We start from the raw sequence: 17,329 nt of genomic DNA, 5'->3' as shown, positions 1-17,329 counted from the left end.
AAATTCTCTATTCAAAATTTTTGATGTTCATTTTCGTTTTTACCCATTCCCAGGCATTCAGTACCGTGTCCATGTGGTCTATGCTGTGGGTGGCCATTACACTCATTCTTATGCGGGCCTTGTTTTTTGGGACCGCTGGGTAGCCAATCTGGTTGGCATACACCCCGGCTTCCAGCAGCCATTTACATACCTCGGCATTCAGGCCCGGGTTGCCCGTCATCACCGGTACTATGGCGCTGGCACTGGTGCCGGTATCCAGGCCTAAATCGTGCAGGCCCTTTTTCAGGTAGTTGATGTTTTCCCAAAGCCTGGTACGCCACCAGGGTTCATCATCTATCAGGTCTATACTTTTAAGAATGCAGGCCGATGCCGGGGTAGCCGCTACCGAAAAGATGTGCTGGCCTGCCTGGAATTTCAGGTAATTTACCAATTGCTCATCGGCCACCACATAGCCACCCAAATGGCCTAAGGTTTTGCTAAAGGTGCCGGTTATTACATCTACATCTTTCCAGGCCTCGTGCAGCTCAATCACACCTCTTCCGGTATCACCAATTACGCCTACCCCGTGTGCATCGTCCATTACCAAATATGCCCCGTAATGTTTGCATAGTTTTACAATCTCGCCCAGCGGTGCCAAATCACCGGGCTGGCTGTACACCCCATCTATTATTACCCACATGCTCCTGTATTTGCCCTGGTTTTCGCGCAGCAGCCGTTCCAGCCTTTCCATGTTATTGTGCACAAAGGTTTTTACATTGGTATGCTGTACCCCTTCGTACATACTGGCGTGTACACTCATATCCAAAATGGCCAGGTCTTGCTTTTTCAACAGCGCCTGCATGGTGGCGGTGTTGGCGGTATAACCAGTGGTAAACAGCAGGGCGCTATCGCGCTTAAAAAAGGCAGCTATCTTTTCTTCCAGCTGGCGGTGGTAACTCATTTGCCCGCCTATGGCAGGGCTGGCTGCAGTACCCACGCCATATTGTTCTATGGCAGCTATCGCAGCAGCTTTTACCAAGGGATGCTGGGTAAAGCCCAGGTAATCGTTATGCACCAGTGCCACAAAACTTTTGTTAGGGTTGCCCGGCAGGTTCAGTTCCACTTCGGGCAAACAGCCGCTGGTATTTTCCTGCCGGTAGTGCCAATGATCGCGCGCCAGCCAATTCTTTATATAAGCATCAAAATAAGCCGCCCACTCAAAAGCATCCATACCAGGCATATCCACAAAGTCTTTAAAACTTGCATTTCGCAGTTCCACGTCCGTCATTTTTATCAGATCAGTTGTCGTCATAGTTTTTTATTGTTTTCGGTTGATCGATGGCGAAGGTAAATCGCTTTTGTTGCCTCAGGTGTGCAAAAACCGGGGTTCCAGGGGGTGTTTTGTTCCAATTCAATTGGCCGCCAGGGCAAAAAAAGAGCGTAGCAATTTCAGTTCAATTTCTGGCTTGGCTTTTTGCCCCTGCAAAGGGCATTTTTTCAGCTTCAAATTGTTCCTCCCCTAGCGGGATTTTGAGCGTCTGTTTTAATGCATTTTGTGCGAAAAAAAATTTACATCATTTCCTAACTGTCAAAAATCTTATAAATGGCCTGTCCGCTGCGCAGTAAAGTCAGCATCAAATCCAACTCTATACCATCAGTTGTTACCAGATGATTGGAATTTACCCAGAAATGGGCCAGTAAAATATTTTTATCCATCATAAAAATTATATAGTTAAATCACAAAATCTGCCTCTTTTGTCATAAAAATTCTGACAAAAAACACAGCATAAAAAAAGCGCAGGCCTGCGCCTCCGCTTTCATTATTCATTACCGATAAAATGGTTTAATACTTTATTTCAGGTAGCTTATCACAACTTGTGACAAGCTATTTAACTGGCCAGGATTTAATCCTGCTCAATGTTTTCTTCGCCTCTTCGTTTTTCTTTGGAAAAAGCTCACGGTCTTTTAGTCTTTCAACTATTCCAATAAACTCGCTGTCGGAAATACCAACAGAATTTTTTAAATTCTTCTCTTTGGTTCTCATATATACAAAATTACTATTTATCCTCCCGTCATACTGCTAACACACCACGTCATCCTGAATTTATTTCAGGATGACGACCGTTTTATTTAACGCTACAAATTTAACCAAAACAACTTAAATAAACTAATAATTAATTTAAGCATTTAATTACGTAAAAATGCTGTTCGCTTTTCCAAAATATTGTATTAAACCATTAAATCAAAGAACTCAGTGTAATAGAAAAAACGAGAGGACCACACCGCTCCCCTCGTCTAACTTTAACACTTATTTAATCACCTCGAGAGACGTCAATTTTCTTCTCCAACCGCCATCACCTCCTCATAACTTACCCCATAAAACCTGCCCAGCTTTTCAATCTGCTGGTCGCTAGGGTAAACAAAATCGTCCTCTAGCCTCAGGTAAGCATCAAGCGTCAATTTCATATAAGCAGCCACCTCTTCCAAACTCTTACCATTTAATTTGCGCAGCAAGGCAAACTTTTCACCAGGTGTAAGCTTCATGAATTTTATATTTTGGTTCATATATACCGGTTAGCTAATTGCGAAAGTAACCACAATAGCTATCCGGTAAATTGCAGGTCAGTGCGGTTTACTTGTGTAATAAGGCAATAGCAGAAAACGATGAATCCATCAACTAAAATTACAGATGAAAATAAAAAAGCGGCCCAGATTTTAATCCAGGCCACTTCTTCATTATCGATCTCGATGGTGAGCCGATGTTGACTAGCTTTTTGTGTAGGGGACTAGAGATGGCTTTCCCTTGAGACCAAAGTAATTTATCGCCGCGGCAGATAAGTTGCTATCTACTAATTTTTTAAAAGATAATTTTCACATGAATTTTAGTCAAAAATCATGCAAAATATCACCATTAATTCTGAACTTTGTTGTTGAAAGGAAAATATTATGTCAAAATTAAATGAGTTAAAAAGTCATTTAAAGAAAGGAAATATCTATAAGAGGGATGAACTGCAAAAGTGGTCAAGTTCTATCGATAGACATCTTTCTCAGCTTACCAGCAATGGTGTTTTGAAAAAGGTTGGACCTGGTCTATATCATTTTCCGAAGAAGAATGCTTTCGGTTTTGAACCACCTGCGGATCAGTTGCTGATCAAGAAATTTTTGGACAACGACAATTTCCTGATTACTTCCTTCAATTCCTATAACGCATTGGGAGTTGGAACTACACAGTTGTATAATAAGCAGATCGTTTACAACCATCTGCGTAGTGGAGATATTAGACTAGGCAACAAGTTGTTCACTTTCAAAAAAAAATCGGCCTTTCCACCGAAGCCTACCAAGGAGTTTCTGGTAGTTGACCTAATCAATAACCTGGATTACCTGGCGGAAGACCAACCAAAAATACTTGAAAAGGCCTTAGAAAAAGCGATGAGCTTAAATAAGCATTCCCTAGGGCATGCTATTGAGAAATATGGTACACCAAGAACAAGAAAACTATTGGCTAAGAAATTACTACTTTGCCAGAAAAATTAATGCTATGAAAAGAATTCCGCTATTATTATTGTTTCTACTTTACTTTGCCAGCAGCTTTGGTCAGCATGCCGAGAATATAAGAAAAGTGACCTCGGCTATGCTTAAAGCTCGTGACCAAAAGGACTATGAAGCGTATACAACTTATTTCTACCCAACTGAAATCAAATACCGTGGAGGTAAAGCACAGTGGATAAAAGCATTGAAGAATGATGACCGGGAATCTGCAATGATTAGACTTGAACGCAGAAAGCAATCACTTGGCAAAGTATCAAAAGTATATAAGGCAGGCAAGGAACTCCATTGCATTATAGAGTGGAATCTTAAAGGTAAAAATTCGTCGTCACACTGGAACTTTTTAGCCATCAGTGGTGATCAGGGCAAAAGCTGGAAATTTATCATGACTGCGGGCAAAACCCCTAACGAGGTTTGGGCGATGGTACCTAAATTCAATCAGGGCTTAACCTGGGTAGATTACAATGAATAAGATCATCATTTCCTTATCGCCCTGGCGCTTACTTCCCAATCCTGGTTCATACCTGCATCATACAATTTAAACAAAACCGGCCATTCGTCCTTCAGCAGGTGCGGAATATAGGCGGTAAATATTTTCACAAACCTTTCAAAATCAATCTCAGGTTTAGTGATAACAAGATATTCCTCATCGCCTGAAGGAATCACTTCCTGAACCTGACCTGGCCAGTGTATTTTAATATCGTTAGGCAACTTGTTGAAATGCTGTGCATCAATGAGCCTGCCGATATTTCCGATCAATTCCTCAGCCAGCTCAGATCCTTCACGCACTCGCCATACGCCATTCAGCTTTTCCACACTACCCAGCAACTCCCCGTCACGGGCAATGCGCCAGGATTCTCCAGCCCGAAACTGGATCACCTGGTAAGCCTCACTCACTGCATTCCGATCAAAATAAACCAATTCAATCATAGTAAACCACTTTTTGCTCAACTCCTTTCATCATATAAAAACTTAGGATTAACAAAGCTAAGTCAATCAAAGATAAAATACTAATATTTTTAGCAAAAAAATCTTAAAGAAATTTTGAACTAACCTTTTATATCGGAATTATTCCAATCCATCCCAACGTTGCGTAAGTAAAGTTGAAACCTTATTATTGTCTTAAAATAAATAAAATCTAATAATGCTCTATAAGTACTATCTAATCTTTATAGCAACCCTTGCTACCGTTTTATACTTCCAGGAAGCCCGTGCGCAACAATTGAAGAGATTTAATATCAACAATAAGAACTGATTTTTTTAAACTCACAAGGGAAACAAAATATGCGGCAATTTTATCAATCAACCTACTATTTGTGGATCGCAACCAAAGCAATATTTGCAATTGCTGGGTTTATCAGCGCTATAAATACTTTAGGCATCAGTAATTTAACCGGGCCAGAGAAATTAGCAAATTTTATAGGTGTTGTGTATGCAATTTTGCTGGCCATAGATGCTATCAATTCACTATCGGGAAACTACCCGAAATATTTGAAGTATATTAATGGTACCATCTCGGTTTTATTGGGTATTGTTATTCTTGCTTTGCCATTTATAGCGAATGTAATCAGCATTCCAGTAACGGTGTTTTTTGCAGCCTGGATTATTTTACTGGGCTTTTTCGATTTGTTGGTTATTAAAAGGAAGCCTTCAGAGATCGTCAATGAATAACACTATTCATTCTTGGGGAATAGACTTAAGTTTTAACTTCCCAATATCCGCCTTTTGCTGGTCCAATTCTTATTATCAAGCCCTTTTCACGAAGATACTTGATGTTGTTTTCGATAGCAGTATCTGAAATACGTAAACTCTTGGCCATTTCTTTCAGGCTAACCTTATTGTTTCTCCGCATTTCAGCAATAATTGACACTTGCGTTTTGGTTAACTTTTCACCCAACTTTTCACCCAACTTAAATCAACAGCCGCTTCTGGCTCAGAATAAACAGTTACCCTAAACCCAGCCTGAAACTCCTCAAAAAAGGGTGGTTTGAGCCCATACATTTTAAACCCTTGCTGTATGCGTTTAATGCCAGTACAAAAACACCATTCAAGAAAAATGAATACCTTAGCTAAAAACGATATACAATGGAATGCCACTCAATACCTTCTCTTAATGTCAGCATCAATGCATTCATTATCCGAAAAGCAAAGGATTTTTGTAAACCACGTATACGCACTGCAGGAAACATCACTGTGAAACTCAGCAAGCTATTATTTTTTATAGCGCTGTTCCTATTCACCGGGGCTCATGCACAGACAAATAAAACACATACCCCGAAGGTACTACCGGACTGGAGAAAGGCCACTTTTGCTTATACAAAGCAGGTGATACCTCCAACAATAAAAAACGATAATACCGGGGAGGTATTTCCGGTCATCTTAAAAAGAGCCTCCATTACAAAAGTCGATAATGAACAGGTGGTATTGGCCATCTGCACTTTGGAGACCGGTGATAAAGAAACAGCTTCGTTAACCTATTTTTTTATCAGTCCAAAAACAAACCAGGCGATCTCAAAATTTAAGTCTGTATCCACGGTAAAGGGTTGTGACCTGGCTATTCCCGCGTTTGTGGTTAAGGACATCAATGGAGATAAAAAAGACGATTTTATCTTTTTAGAATTATATAATGATAAGTGCAAAGGCGATTATTGGATAGCATCAAATTTCCATCAGATCAAACCTGAAACCACAAGAGGAGAATTGGATTATTACCTGAAGCTTAGAAATGACATGAGAATCAACAGAAAAGTGAAAACCACCGAAATAAGTACGTTACAGAAAAAGCTGGAAGCGGTGGTTACCGAATTATTTAAATGATCTCCTATTATTGATTAAGCTTTCGATAACGATTAAACTGGCCAATACAAAGTTAAAATTGTTAAACAATAAACGAATCAGACTCTAATAAATGCTAACGCTGAGTACTTTAGGAGCTGTATAACCAAGTTTACCAATAATACTAAATAGTGGTGTTCTTTAAATCTTTAATACATCATGAGCCACTGGGATAATTAATTTGAGCCGTATAGGTAAGCTAAATATGGATCGAACGCTGATCTTTGTATCATGACAACGATCAAAAAAATACAACTGGGCCAAAACGGCCCCCTCGTGTCCAAACTTGGTTTGGGCTGTATGCGCATGTCTTCTGTATGGGGAGGTCCAACGCCAGAGGAATCCGAGAGTATAGCTACCATACAGACTGCGCTTAACAGTGGCATCAATTTCTTAAACACCGGCGATTTTTATGGTGCAGGGCACAATGAACTGTTAATTGGCAAAGCCATTAAAGGCCGCAGGGACGATGCTTTCATCAGCGTTAAATTTGGTGCTTTCTTTCATAATGGACAATGGCTGGGCCTGGACCTCCGTCCTGTGGCTATTAAAAATTTCATCAATTATTCGCTTACCCGTTTAGGCATTGAAACCATAGATCTGTACCAGCCCTGCCGGATGGACAACAGCGTACCAGTAGAAGATATTATAGGTACCATAGCCGACCTAATCAAAGAAGGTAAAGTGCGCCACATTGGTGTTTCTGAGATTACGGCTGCTCAACTGCGTGAAGCAAATAAGATTCATCCGATAAGCGCATTAGAAATTGGTTATTCACTGGCAGACCGGCAGATAGAAAGCGAATTGTTACCGGCCGCTAAAGAATTGGGTATCGCAGTAGTCGCCTTCGCCAACACAGCCGAAGGCTTGTTAACAGGCGATATGAAAGCGCCGCTTCCAGCTGATGCCTATCACCTGCACTTCTCACGCTTTCAGGGCGATAACCTCGTCAAAAACCTGGAAAAGGTGGAAGTATTAAAGGCCTTAGCGAAAGATAAACAAGCTACATCTACACAAATCGCTATCGCCTGGGTAAATGAGCAAGGCGGCCAAATGATGCCATTGGTAAGCATGAGCCGCCGTTCAAGGTTGCCGGAAAATATCGCTGCCATGAGTATTGAATTTACGGCGTCTGAAATAGAATTATTAAACACTACTTTTGCACCGGGCGCCATCTTAGGCAGCACTTATTTACAGAGATAAATGACCAATCCAGCTGAAATACTTCCAGGTGTGATCTTCTATTCCTATCTCTCCGCTGAACGGAAAGATAAAGTATGCTTCTGGAACCATCATACATTGGTATTGATGGTTTCCGGGCAACTTCATTTAGAAACGGCCGGACAGCGCATGGAGGTTAAAGCAGGCGAAATGATGCTGGTCGGTAAAAATCAGCTGGGTACACTGACTAAAACACCTCTTCCAGGCCAAAGTTACGAGAGCATCGTCATTTGCCTTCAGGAAGATCTGTTGCGTAAAATAGCACTAGAAGAACAAATCGGTGCCAGTCCTAAATATGTTGGCCCATCTAATGTGCCTATTCCACCCGATCCATTTCTTGTTGGTTATTTTCAATCCATTATTCCTTATGCACGTGCCATAGCAGGGCCGCTTACAGAAGATATGGGTATGCTCAAAGTCAAAGAAGGTGTTAAACTATTATTACATAGTCTGCCGCAATTGAGGTCGTACTTATTTGATTTTGCAGAACCTCATAAGATCGATCTGGAACGGTTTATGATGGCCAATTTTCATTTTAATGTCCCTATTGAAAGATTTGCACGGCTCACCGGACGCAGCCTGGCAGGCTTTAAACGCGACTTTACAAAAACCTTTGGCATGCCGCCGCGTCAATGGCTGTTAGATAAACGTCTTAATGCAGCAAAGCATTTGATCGAGCAGAAACATCAAAAGCCATCAGCCATTTATTTAGATCTCGGCTTCGAGAGTCTGCCCCATTTTTCACGTTCGTTCAAACAAAAATTCGGTAAAGCACCCTCGCTCATTTGATAATGCGACCGGAGCAGCCTATCATCCATACCTGATCAGCCAATTGAGAATAGTTCGCAGCCAGATATTTGTTTTCCCTCAATACCTCCTCATAGCCCAGTAGCCAGATATCAATCATAATTCTTCCTATATTGGCCTAGTCATATTAATTTGCGAATACCATGAAGTACTTATGTTATACTTTTTATCATTTTTAATCATTGCCTGCAGTAAACCAAAAAAAATAGATCTATCAAAACTAAGCCTGAAAGAAGGCCAGGCATAATGATTATACAACTCTACCTCATGTTGCCGCGATACAGTTTTCTCCGTATCAATATCGGGGCTGTTCTACGCCTGCTGCTTATTCAAATTAACAGGAAACAACTTATTTTCCCAATCCGGCTGCTGCAAAGCAAGCGGGGAAAGCAGTACTTTTACGACCAGACAATTGCTATTATCGGATTGTTTTTATTCCACTCTATTTTATGGGTTGGCAAGTACTATCCTACATTCCATACTTTATCAGCAATACCAAATCTTCAATTTTTCCCTTATCTGCTTCAGCAACTGATAGCGTAAACAATGTTTCCAACTGAATTGCCATACTTGTACCTATGAGCGTGCCCAGTTCAGTGTTTAGCTCAAGGGTAACCGTGCTGTTGTCCAGCGTCATGGTAAAAGTCTGTGGGTTACCTTTTACCTGGGCCATAAATGTCACCTGTTTCAACCCAACGTTCATCCCCTGAACCATATAAGGTAACCTGGATTTATCAATGCTTAGGTTTACAGTCCCTCCGGTCTTAAGCAAATTCCATCCAGAAGGAATATCCTGTCTTAAACCAATCAGCAAATGCATGCCGGTTTCATTAAGTTGCTGGCTAACTTTGTTCAGCTGTCCTGATACAGACTGTACTGCTGACGCTTTTAATTGCTGTCCGCCTTCGCAAGCGGTATACTTTACATGCAATACGATATCAGCAATATGCGTATAATCAAATTGTCTTAACTCAGGGAGCCCCAGCCTCCATCGGCTGATTACCCCCGCGCCTTCAAATGGCAAATAACGCTCATCTTTAAAATTGAGTTCAAACATACCGGCATCGTTCTGCGCAGAACTGGCCGCGATAGCTGTGATCGGGATATTGTATGCTATAAAACGCTCATCTTGTTCGTCTGTTTTTTCAGGATAGTTGTTTGATATAGAGCTGTTCCTGAATTTGTTGTTTAGCAAACGTAGCGTAGCATTTACCCCAACATACGGACCAGCAATACAAGGAATAGAAACCGAAATAGATTTAATTCTGCGTTTAAAATGCCCCGGATAGTCCATATCAAACAGAACTTCAGGTAAGTCAAACTCACAGGTGCCGGTTGTTTTAAGCTGCAGGAGTGCAAACGGATCCAGCTTACAAACAGAAACATGTTTGGTGATCTCATAGTCGTAACCACGTTTTTCCTGATATGCAGTCTCAAGTTGTTTCAAACCAACATAAAGCTGCTCACCTGCCAATAGCCCTTCCCTGCCTGCATCAAAATAAGTGGACTGGATAAAATTTGTGTTACTGATACCTCTTTCAAAACAATAGGTTTTTTCGGCTTTTTTGGCAAGATCATAAGCAAGGTTATACACCTGCCGGTAAAGCGTTTTCAGGCTCCCGCGCATCCAGGTATATAGTTCTTCGTTACTGTACTTGTTTTTTAAGAATTCTTCTATTTCCGCAGCATTGTCTATTTGTTTTTGCTGGTTACGAATCTCCTGGTTAGCCATATCGATCCTGATCTGCTGGGTTGTGATCTGTTTGTCTATTTGCTTCAATTCAAAGCCAGCAGCATTGGTCTGAAATATTCGTTCCTGCATTGCCCTTTGGAAACCACCTTTTTTTGCCGCAATTGATGCTACATAGGTTTTAACATTTGCATCATTTTGTAATGCCTTGGCCCATGCCTGCATAGCGCCGCCCAACATCGGTCCGCCAAACTGTACACCCAGTCCAATCCCAAACGGCTTTGCATCAACAGCAGCTGTAGGTAATAAATGAAGTATACTGGCCAATAATTCTTTTTGACCAACTTCTGTCTGAAGTTTATGTGCCTCAAAAGACTTGTCCATTTCTTCCTTTTCAAACTTGCTTAGCTTCAATCCGCTCTCGTCAACAGGCTGATCTATCCCATTGGCTAATTCTGCAAAATCGGTGTCCTGTCCGGGTATTTTCCCGACATCTTCGCCGATAAGCTGCAGGTAATATTTCATCCTTGCTTCTGGCGCTTTACGGTTTTGGAGCAGTGCATCAAGTGACTTTTGGGCTTCTTCCAATTGCAGCTTTTTGATTTCCATCATCAGGTTATTGGCCGTACTTTCGTGCCTGGCACGGATGAGGGTAACTGTTTCGTTGTCTTTTTTCTCGATAGCAGCAAGTATGGCTCCACCCATTGATTTTAATTCGCCGCACAACTCTAATGCTTTTTGCAGCAGGTAATAAAAGCGGTAATTGGGCATAGAGGTGTTCAGGTCGTTAACCACGCTTGACAGGCTTAGCCCTTGTGCTGCTGCTTTTACCAGCAAAGCCGGATCTATCGGCGCCTCAAACAACGGTAATTTGCGGAATACACCTTCGATATTCAGGCAATGCCGTATTTTAAATAGGCGATCGGCAAGTGTATCCCAATAAGCAGTTAGTTTAGGGTTGTTGGGGATACAGAAATATAATGCACTGGCGGTACCAAAAATATCCGCAACGGCCGTTTCGCCTGCTGTCTCGTCACTGTACCCAAGTTGTTGGATATTATAAATCGCCGCAATTTCCATCTCGCTGATCGCATTGCTGAAAGCATCCCATTTGTCCATTAAGGAATTGTAACTTTGTGCACTCAGTTCACCACGTTTAGGAATTACCATTGGTTTTCGGCCAAGGATATGGCCGGCCAGAACATATAGTTGTGTTGCCTGGTTAATACTTTCGATCGTATCCTGCCGGAAAAGATAATCGCCCCAGTCCAGAATATTGTCGATATATTTCATCACCACCCATTTCATATAGGCCACCGGACGGCTTCGCGCCACCACATGCGGTTTAAAAGGATTGTTACGCCATTCGCTAATCGCCGGATCAGGCTCATTGGCACCGAGGCTTCCGAAAATTTGTGCCAGTATGTTTTTGCTGTCTGTTTCCTTAAAGGGACCAAACATCCAGAAGCGCTTGTCATCTGTACCCTCGGCAATCGGGTTAAAGACATAATGGAACCATTTCATAGCCTCCTCAAATTGCTGCGCTTTGCTAAGTGCATCGGCAATCATAACGGGAGTATGAAAATACAATTCCCAATTGTAAAGCGAATAAGGCCGCTTCAGCTCATGGTAACTTGCATGGGCTGTTTTACCAAACGCATTTTCCAGCCCATCAGCAGGGATAGAAAGTGTATAATCAAACAGTTCTTTGAGCTGAGGTAAATTGGAAAGTTCTATTAATTTCGCAGCATTTACAAACCAGAATGGATAACTTTCCCAGGCCCATGTAGACCTGTTTGGTACCCACCGGAACTTTGTTACCAAGAAATTATCAAACAGTATATTTAACCTTTCTTCATGATCCTGATTACTACGTTTACCGTTGGAATAGTCAAAGTATATTGCGTCAGGGCCTCCCAGTTCGGATGAGCTGACCGTACCTGTGTGAAGCGTGCCGTCAAAATCAAATGCACCTATTTTGTATCTTCCCGCATAATTTCCGTATACAGTAATTTTAACAAAACCACCAGATATTACCGGGTAGAAATTATATGCGCCCAATGAAGGAAGGGATAACCTGACATCGTAAAGACAATCAGTACTCAATTGCTTTTGTGTCCATTTGCCATTTTTGTATTCGCTATAAGCCATCTTTATTTCGCGGTACTCAATTGGTTTTAATTGGTCCTGCGTTTTATCAGCCAGGGTTTTAATTTGTCCCGAACCAATATTAGGCTTCGTTTTAGCAGTAATCTGCGGAAAGAAAATCATTAACCGTCCGTTTAAGATCACAGGTGTAAGGTAGCAGCCATTGCCGAGAATGCGTCCATCAGTAAACAAAACATCATAGCTAGGAATATCGACCTGTATTTTTTCCCATGGGTACCAGTTCATTTCATCTAGTGCCATGTAGCGATAGTAAAAGAAGTACGGAGCATTACGGCTGCGCGAAAACACGTGCAACCTGGCACCGTCCTGCCAAACGGTATCTCCGTTTTTTTTACCTTCAATGTACAGACCAATCACTTCCATATTGGCTATTTCACCTACTTTGTACAAGTAAGTTTTCAGCGCTTCGGTTACGTTTTGCTGGTTAATGTCTTGTTGAAGCAACTCACTCTCCAGCTCTTTAAAAAATGGGCTTTTGTCATCGCGGAGATTGCTGTCTATCCAATTTTCGGGATAAAGAAAAACCTTTCGGTTGGCTTCCCAAACCCGGTAATGCTGCATCCACTCCCATCGTTCCCTGTCCAGCGCATTTGGGGCGATGCCGTAAATCACCTCTTCCAACCCCAGGAAACATCGTTGAACAAATAATTGAACAGAAGAAATCGCTTGTTTAACACGTGAGGTTTCCATACAGGTCTCCATCTGTACATCGATCAGGAAATATTCAAACAGGCCGTCAGCATCTGTAACTCCTGCTGTTTTGAGTTCCGGTTGCTGCAACAGATAGGCAATCAATGCATTTTTTTGATTGTTGCGTAAAACGTCATTTAAGGGTTTTACAACCTGCTCCCAATCCGATTGGTTGTATTTGGCGCGTAAGGCCATCTGAATACTTTCTGCTATAGCCCGAGTTGCATCAAAAGCAAAAGATGGTATTGCCCATTGAAATAAGGTATCAATGTCTACACCAATATTAGTGGCTACTGAAAGTGCCTGCTGAAGCTTCAAAAGATTCTTTTCGTTTCTAAAATCAGCTGCAACCAGATTAAAATGCGGACCGGAAATAAGCTTGCTGATCTGTTCTTGTTTCCATTTGGTCAGCTGTGCTATTTGTTCGGTTAAGTTTGCACCAGCCTGGTTCAGCTGCTCCCAGAACTGCAATAGATTGAGACTGGTTTTAGGCAACGAATCGCGAAGCCTGCAATAGCGGATGATCCTTATCAGGTGGTAAAAGCTCAGGTCACTAAAGTTAATATCCCCAAAATCAGAATGATTTGCCTGAATATGGTTAAGCTCATCGGCACTTAAAGCAAGTGTTTTGACCAGTATTGCCATTTTCCCGAGCTGTCTCAATGCGCTCCTAATAGCCTTTAGTTTCGCATCAGGTAACAGCGCCTTTGCCGGGATGTTTTCTATAGCGGAAGTTTCTGTTTTCCAGAACAGGTTTTCCGGCAGAATCCCTTCAAGCGAAAGCTGGCAGACTTTTCCGGCGCTGAGCTTTATTGCTTCACTACGCAGTTCAAAGTCCCCATTCGAAGGTATCCCTGTATGTTCCAGCACAACAACATTATCCAGGCTTAACTTGAAAGTTACATTTGTACCTACCCTGACAATAAACGTAAAGTTATCTTCTGATGCAGGAATCAGCTTGCCATACCAGGATGCAGGGGCAAGCGATGTAGAGGGAGCTGTGAGTTGGGCATACAACGAGGCCCCATCTGGCTTTAAGATATTTTTAATCAGGGATTGTACCAGCAAATGGTCTAAACCTGTTTGAGCAGACAATGTAGCTACAACATGTATCTGTATAAGTTTCTCTCTCAGATAAGGTAAAAACACCTCCAAAAAAGCGATACGTTTTTGCGGCGCAGAACTTGTATTATTTTCAGATTTGAGTAAGGTTGTTTCCACAGGGCTTGTTACGAAAATGCCAGCAAGTATATCGTTGAACAACTCATCTTGCTGCCTTTTTATTTCCGCTACAGCCTGTGTCCAGGCATTTGTACCAGGCACTGCTCCTTCCAGCTCTGCCAATTCATTCGCCGTCAGCGCCCCGTTTACCTGGAGAGAACCGGTACCTGTATCGTCATTTCTCCGGTATTTTATTTTTAGTTTGAGGGCTGCCCCAAGCGTGGCGCTATCGGTTAGTACCGTGTCGGCCAACAATGGTGCCGAGGTACTGTAAACCGTTGTCCCCTCTAAAATTGAGATGAGCTGCTCTGCCCGGTCCGTTTCAAATAACAAAGTAGCTTTGCTGCGTACCAGTTCAGTAGTGGCCTTGCTTATGATCGATTCGAGCTTCTCCGCATCGCTTGTTGCTGCGGCATCAGGCACAATATCGGCATGTTCCATTTCAATCGCAGTCTGTCCGTCATAAATGTCTTTAGCCAGGGCAAGGGTTGCTTTATTGTCAAGATGAGATAAATTACCAGTGCCATTAACCATATAGCTCAATTGATCAAACGTAAACCCAGCTGTTTCGGCCTCTGCTATTTGATCAAGAAAACGAAGTGTTATATGGGGGCTTTCAAAAACATCTCCCACCACTTCCATGAGGTTAATCAATCTGGAAATATTCAATCCCAGCATTTTTGAAAGCAGGCGATAACGATACAATAAAGAAAGATGCTCAAGGGTAAGCGTTAAAGGCCCCGACAAAGATTTATAGGTGCTGATTAGGGAAATATCATTTGCCGATAAATTGAGCGTTGCCATGATCGCCGGTAAATGATCGGCCAGCATTTCGGTACCGGATAGTTTTGTTGTAAAAACCGGATCAATAGCCGCCAGGTTATGAGCTATGAATAAACGGTTAAATAGTGCATTTTCTCCTGCCGTACCTATATTCCCCCAAAAGCATAGCAGTTTACTAAGCTCGATGCCGGTAAGATCTATTATCTTCTTAACGGCCATTAACCTATGGATCATTATCGGCGTAATATCGCCACTGCCTAAACTCATGATGACCTGATCGGTTTCCTCAATAGTAAAGCCCATTTTTCGCCAAAGACGGATAAACCGGTTGAATTTATTGTAATCATCCTCCGACAGGAAATCTTCATCATAACGCAGGAGCGTAACCTTATCAAGGTTACAATCATTATCGGGGCTATTCAATGCAAAACAGCCCGGAATACTTTCAAAAAAGCTACTCAGTTTTTGTAAACGTGTCTTTTCATCGTATTTATCCAGCAGTTTTTTAAGCTGGGGGTTATCCGTCAGCAGGTTTCCACCCATATCATCCTGATAAGTAAGCCATGCCGCCGCGAGAGGTTGTGAAAGACTGCGCAGCATTTCGCCATATTCCGGAACAACGAGCCCCGGATTGATATATTCTGTTTGAAGCAGGCCAACCAATTCAGTGTATAGCAGTCCTGTTCTTGGCAGAAATTCATCTTTTACGCGGCATAATCGCTCGCGCCAATTTGTAGCCACAGCCAGGCCATAATATTCTTTTGTGTTACGACTGTCGTTTGTTCCATCGAAATTCTTTTTTGTGATGATCCGATATTCTTCTTCTGTAAGTGCAAGAAACTCTGCATCTGCAGCTACTTCCAATCTGATATCCGAATGGTTGTTTTGAAAGGTATCCATCAACTCGTATCGGCTGGTATTCAATTGTTTTAAAAAGATACGGATGGCGTCAATGGGCTGATGGTATGGCAGACTAAAGGGGAAAAAAGCTTCTTGCAACACTTTGTAAGCTTCTTTACTGGTGTGCTGCGGAGCCGATAACAGTTCGCCGCTGGTCTCCTTGTCTACATTAAACCCCTTATAATTATTAAAACCGCCCGGTTTGAGGACAATATACTGCTCCATCACTTCATTCACCAGATCAACATAAGGTAAAATGGTATTGGTATTTTTGCAACTGAGTTCCAGATGGCCCAAATCGGGCCTACGTGCAAAAAGTGTTTGCAAAGGGGGATTGTCTTCAGTACCTGTTTTTACCTTACCCGTGTCAAGGTTGTTGTTTCTTAAATATTGCAGCAGGTCTACATAATAGGCGGTTGCACTATACACTGAGGTACATTCGCCACACTCACAAAAATCAGCGTCGCCAAAGAGGAGATTCCAGCTCAGGTTGTTTTTAGAAAGGATGCCCTCAACATCGGGGTCTACAGCAGAAGCGCCACTCTTACCGCTGCTATTGCCATCAATCATGGCGATACCGGTTTTCATCCCAGCTTCCTTAATGCTAAGCAGCGAATGTTCATAAAAAGCTTTCTTTTTTTGCGCTGCTGTATAAATACGTTTCAGGATATCGGTTGACAATTCAGTGCCTTGCATTGTGGCGATGAACTGCTTAAGCGGCAAGGCAGTAACTGCAGGTACAGATAGATAGTTTTTGTTGATCAAAACCGGAACAGCTTCAGGAACAGGACTCATTAAAGTTACACGCTGCAGCACCTTTAAGTTATGGATTACCGTATCTATATATTTTTTCGCTACGGGCTTCAACAGCTGTTCATCATTGATCAACTCATAAACAGATGTTGTGGTAATCTTGAAATCCGGAACTCTAGACAATATTGAAGAAATGATCTTGCCAGTTTCATTGTTCCACAAGGGCACTTTCGGATCGTTAATCATATTGACAATTATAGCTGTGGGTTCCAGCGCATAAAGGTTCGTATACAGACCATTAATAAAATCCTTCTTATTTTGCAATGGCGGCGTAGCAGTATTGTCTATTTTTTTTGATAAAGCCTCTTTGTTGTAATTGAGCGCTATATCACGCAGGGAATTCACTGCGCTATCTCCCCGAAAAGTATCCATCAACACCTGATTTGCGCCGGCCCACGTCATTAACCCAAAAGTAAAGGAGATATCTGCTAAAGTTTTTTTAGAAAAGAGTTTGTTCCCTGAAAGCTGGGCCAGTACCGAAGGTACGTTACCATCATTCTTCAGGTACAATTTGGTAAAAGCATCTGTTAAGCCAGCTTTCCCTTTAAAATTTGCAGAAAACAGTTTTATGTTTTCCATCAGCCGGGCATCTCCGGCCTCGCTTTCAATAACCTTTTTTTTCATGGTCAGGAAGATATTGTCGTTTATATGTATGCAGATTAAATGTTCCTAAGC

The 17,329-nt window shown here is 42.0% G+C and carries 13 protein-coding genes; 6 read left to right on the top strand and 7 right to left on the bottom strand.

From position 1 onward, the window contains the following. Positions 1 to 7 precede the first annotated feature (7 nt). The 4 genes from ABIE26_RS04185 to ABIE26_RS04170 form a co-directional block, all read right to left on the bottom strand. The gene (locus tag ABIE26_RS04185; RefSeq protein WP_310139681.1) at positions 8 to 1,291 is read right to left on the bottom strand and encodes an aminotransferase class I/II-fold pyridoxal phosphate-dependent enzyme; all 1,284 of its coding nucleotides are present in this window, start codon (positions 1,289 to 1,291) and stop codon (positions 8 to 10) included. Between the two features lie 269 nt (positions 1,292 to 1,560). Next, positions 1,561 to 1,698 (bottom strand): hypothetical protein, encoded by a 138-nt coding sequence (locus tag ABIE26_RS04180; protein ID WP_310139683.1) that lies wholly within the window; start codon positions 1,696 to 1,698, stop codon positions 1,561 to 1,563. 166 nt (positions 1,699 to 1,864) lie between these two features. Next, positions 1,865 to 2,023 carry a hypothetical protein gene (locus tag ABIE26_RS04175; RefSeq protein WP_310139686.1) on the bottom strand — a complete coding sequence of 53 codons (159 nt, stop codon included), beginning with the start codon at positions 2,021 to 2,023 and terminating at the stop codon, positions 1,865 to 1,867. Positions 2,024 to 2,310: 287 nt separating this feature from the next. Then, a complete protein-coding gene (locus ABIE26_RS04170; RefSeq protein WP_310139689.1) occupies positions 2,311 to 2,544 on the bottom strand; it encodes a helix-turn-helix domain-containing protein in 234 nt (77 codons plus the stop codon). A 381-nt stretch (positions 2,545 to 2,925) separates the two neighbouring features. Between ABIE26_RS04170 and ABIE26_RS04165 the strand changes: the two genes are divergently transcribed. Together ABIE26_RS04165 and ABIE26_RS04160 are read left to right on the top strand one after the other, a co-directional pair. Further along, on the top strand, positions 2,926 to 3,513 hold the full coding sequence (locus ABIE26_RS04165) for a hypothetical protein (RefSeq protein WP_310139692.1): 588 nt from the start codon (positions 2,926 to 2,928) through the stop codon (positions 3,511 to 3,513). 4 nt (positions 3,514 to 3,517) lie between these two features. Continuing rightward, on the top strand, positions 3,518 to 3,997 hold the full coding sequence (locus ABIE26_RS04160; RefSeq protein ID WP_310139694.1) for a hypothetical protein: 480 nt from the start codon (positions 3,518 to 3,520) through the stop codon (positions 3,995 to 3,997). Between the two features lie 5 nt (positions 3,998 to 4,002). Here the strand turns inward: ABIE26_RS04160 and ABIE26_RS04155 are convergent, their stop codons facing one another. Further along, a complete protein-coding gene (locus ABIE26_RS04155; RefSeq protein ID WP_310139697.1) occupies positions 4,003 to 4,455 on the bottom strand; it encodes a hypothetical protein in 453 nt (150 codons plus the stop codon). A 354-nt stretch (positions 4,456 to 4,809) separates the two neighbouring features. Here ABIE26_RS04155 and ABIE26_RS04150 point away from each other — a divergent pair, with 354 nt between their 5' ends. After that, on the top strand, positions 4,810 to 5,196 hold the full coding sequence (locus tag ABIE26_RS04150) for a hypothetical protein (protein ID WP_310139700.1): 387 nt from the start codon (positions 4,810 to 4,812) through the stop codon (positions 5,194 to 5,196). A gap of 25 nt (positions 5,197 to 5,221) precedes the next feature. On the opposite strand, the gene ABIE26_RS04145 is transcribed toward ABIE26_RS04150, so the two are convergent. Further along, positions 5,222 to 5,422 carry an HTH domain-containing protein gene (locus ABIE26_RS04145; protein ID WP_310139703.1) on the bottom strand — a complete coding sequence of 67 codons (201 nt, stop codon included), beginning with the start codon at positions 5,420 to 5,422 and terminating at the stop codon, positions 5,222 to 5,224. Positions 5,423 to 5,610: 188 nt separating this feature from the next. On the opposite strand from ABIE26_RS04145, the gene ABIE26_RS04140 reads away from it, so the two are divergent. The 3 genes from ABIE26_RS04140 to ABIE26_RS04130 all read left to right on the top strand — a co-directional run bounded on the left by ABIE26_RS04140 (position 5,611) and on the right by ABIE26_RS04130 (position 8,370). Then, positions 5,611 to 6,342 carry a hypothetical protein gene (locus tag ABIE26_RS04140; RefSeq protein WP_310139706.1) on the top strand — a complete coding sequence of 244 codons (732 nt, stop codon included), beginning with the start codon at positions 5,611 to 5,613 and terminating at the stop codon, positions 6,340 to 6,342. 249 nt (positions 6,343 to 6,591) lie between these two features. Next, positions 6,592 to 7,563, top strand: coding sequence for an aldo/keto reductase (locus ABIE26_RS04135; RefSeq protein ID WP_310139708.1), 972 nt, complete (start codon positions 6,592 to 6,594; stop codon positions 7,561 to 7,563). Further along, complete coding sequence (locus tag ABIE26_RS04130; protein WP_310139711.1) at positions 7,564 to 8,370, top strand: helix-turn-helix domain-containing protein; 807 nt, start codon at positions 7,564 to 7,566, stop codon at positions 8,368 to 8,370. It begins immediately after the preceding gene. A 487-nt stretch (positions 8,371 to 8,857) separates the two neighbouring features. On the opposite strand, the gene ABIE26_RS04125 is transcribed toward ABIE26_RS04130, so the two are convergent. Continuing rightward, positions 8,858 to 17,278 carry a neuraminidase-like domain-containing protein gene (locus ABIE26_RS04125; RefSeq protein WP_310139713.1) on the bottom strand — a complete coding sequence of 2,807 codons (8,421 nt, stop codon included), beginning with the start codon at positions 17,276 to 17,278 and terminating at the stop codon, positions 8,858 to 8,860. Positions 17,279 to 17,329: the final 51 nt, after the last annotated feature.

The organism is Pedobacter africanus (genome assembly GCF_040548825.1).
Classification (GTDB): Bacteria; Bacteroidota; Bacteroidia; order Sphingobacteriales; family Sphingobacteriaceae; genus Pedobacter; species Pedobacter africanus_A.
The sequence above is the reverse complement of the archived record's forward strand: the minus strand, read 5'-3'. Positions and strand labels throughout refer to the sequence as shown.

Excerpts from the sequence above, each read along its gene's own strand:
- ABIE26_RS04135 (WP_310139708.1), top strand. The coding sequence starts at position 6,592 with ATGACAACGATCAAAAAAATACAACTGGGCCAAAACGGCCCCCTCGTG.
- ABIE26_RS04155 (WP_310139697.1), bottom strand. The coding sequence starts at position 4,455 with ATGATTGAATTGGTTTATTTTGATCGGAATGCAGTGAGTGAGGCTTAC.
- ABIE26_RS04125 (WP_310139713.1), bottom strand. The coding sequence starts at position 17,278 with ATGAAAAAAAAGGTTATTGAAAGCGAGGCCGGAGATGCCCGGCTGATG.
- ABIE26_RS04140 (WP_310139706.1), top strand. The coding sequence starts at position 5,611 with ATGGAATGCCACTCAATACCTTCTCTTAATGTCAGCATCAATGCATTC.
- ABIE26_RS04150 (WP_310139700.1), top strand. The coding sequence starts at position 4,810 with ATGCGGCAATTTTATCAATCAACCTACTATTTGTGGATCGCAACCAAA.
- ABIE26_RS04165 (WP_310139692.1), top strand. The coding sequence starts at position 2,926 with ATGTCAAAATTAAATGAGTTAAAAAGTCATTTAAAGAAAGGAAATATC.
- ABIE26_RS04130 (WP_310139711.1), top strand. The coding sequence starts at position 7,564 with ATGACCAATCCAGCTGAAATACTTCCAGGTGTGATCTTCTATTCCTAT.
- ABIE26_RS04160 (WP_310139694.1), top strand. The coding sequence starts at position 3,518 with ATGAAAAGAATTCCGCTATTATTATTGTTTCTACTTTACTTTGCCAGC.
- ABIE26_RS04170 (WP_310139689.1), bottom strand. The coding sequence starts at position 2,544 with ATGAACCAAAATATAAAATTCATGAAGCTTACACCTGGTGAAAAGTTT.
- ABIE26_RS04175 (WP_310139686.1), bottom strand. The coding sequence starts at position 2,023 with ATGAGAACCAAAGAGAAGAATTTAAAAAATTCTGTTGGTATTTCCGAC.
- ABIE26_RS04180 (WP_310139683.1), bottom strand. The coding sequence starts at position 1,698 with ATGATGGATAAAAATATTTTACTGGCCCATTTCTGGGTAAATTCCAAT.
- ABIE26_RS04185 (WP_310139681.1), bottom strand. The coding sequence starts at position 1,291 with ATGACGACAACTGATCTGATAAAAATGACGGACGTGGAACTGCGAAAT.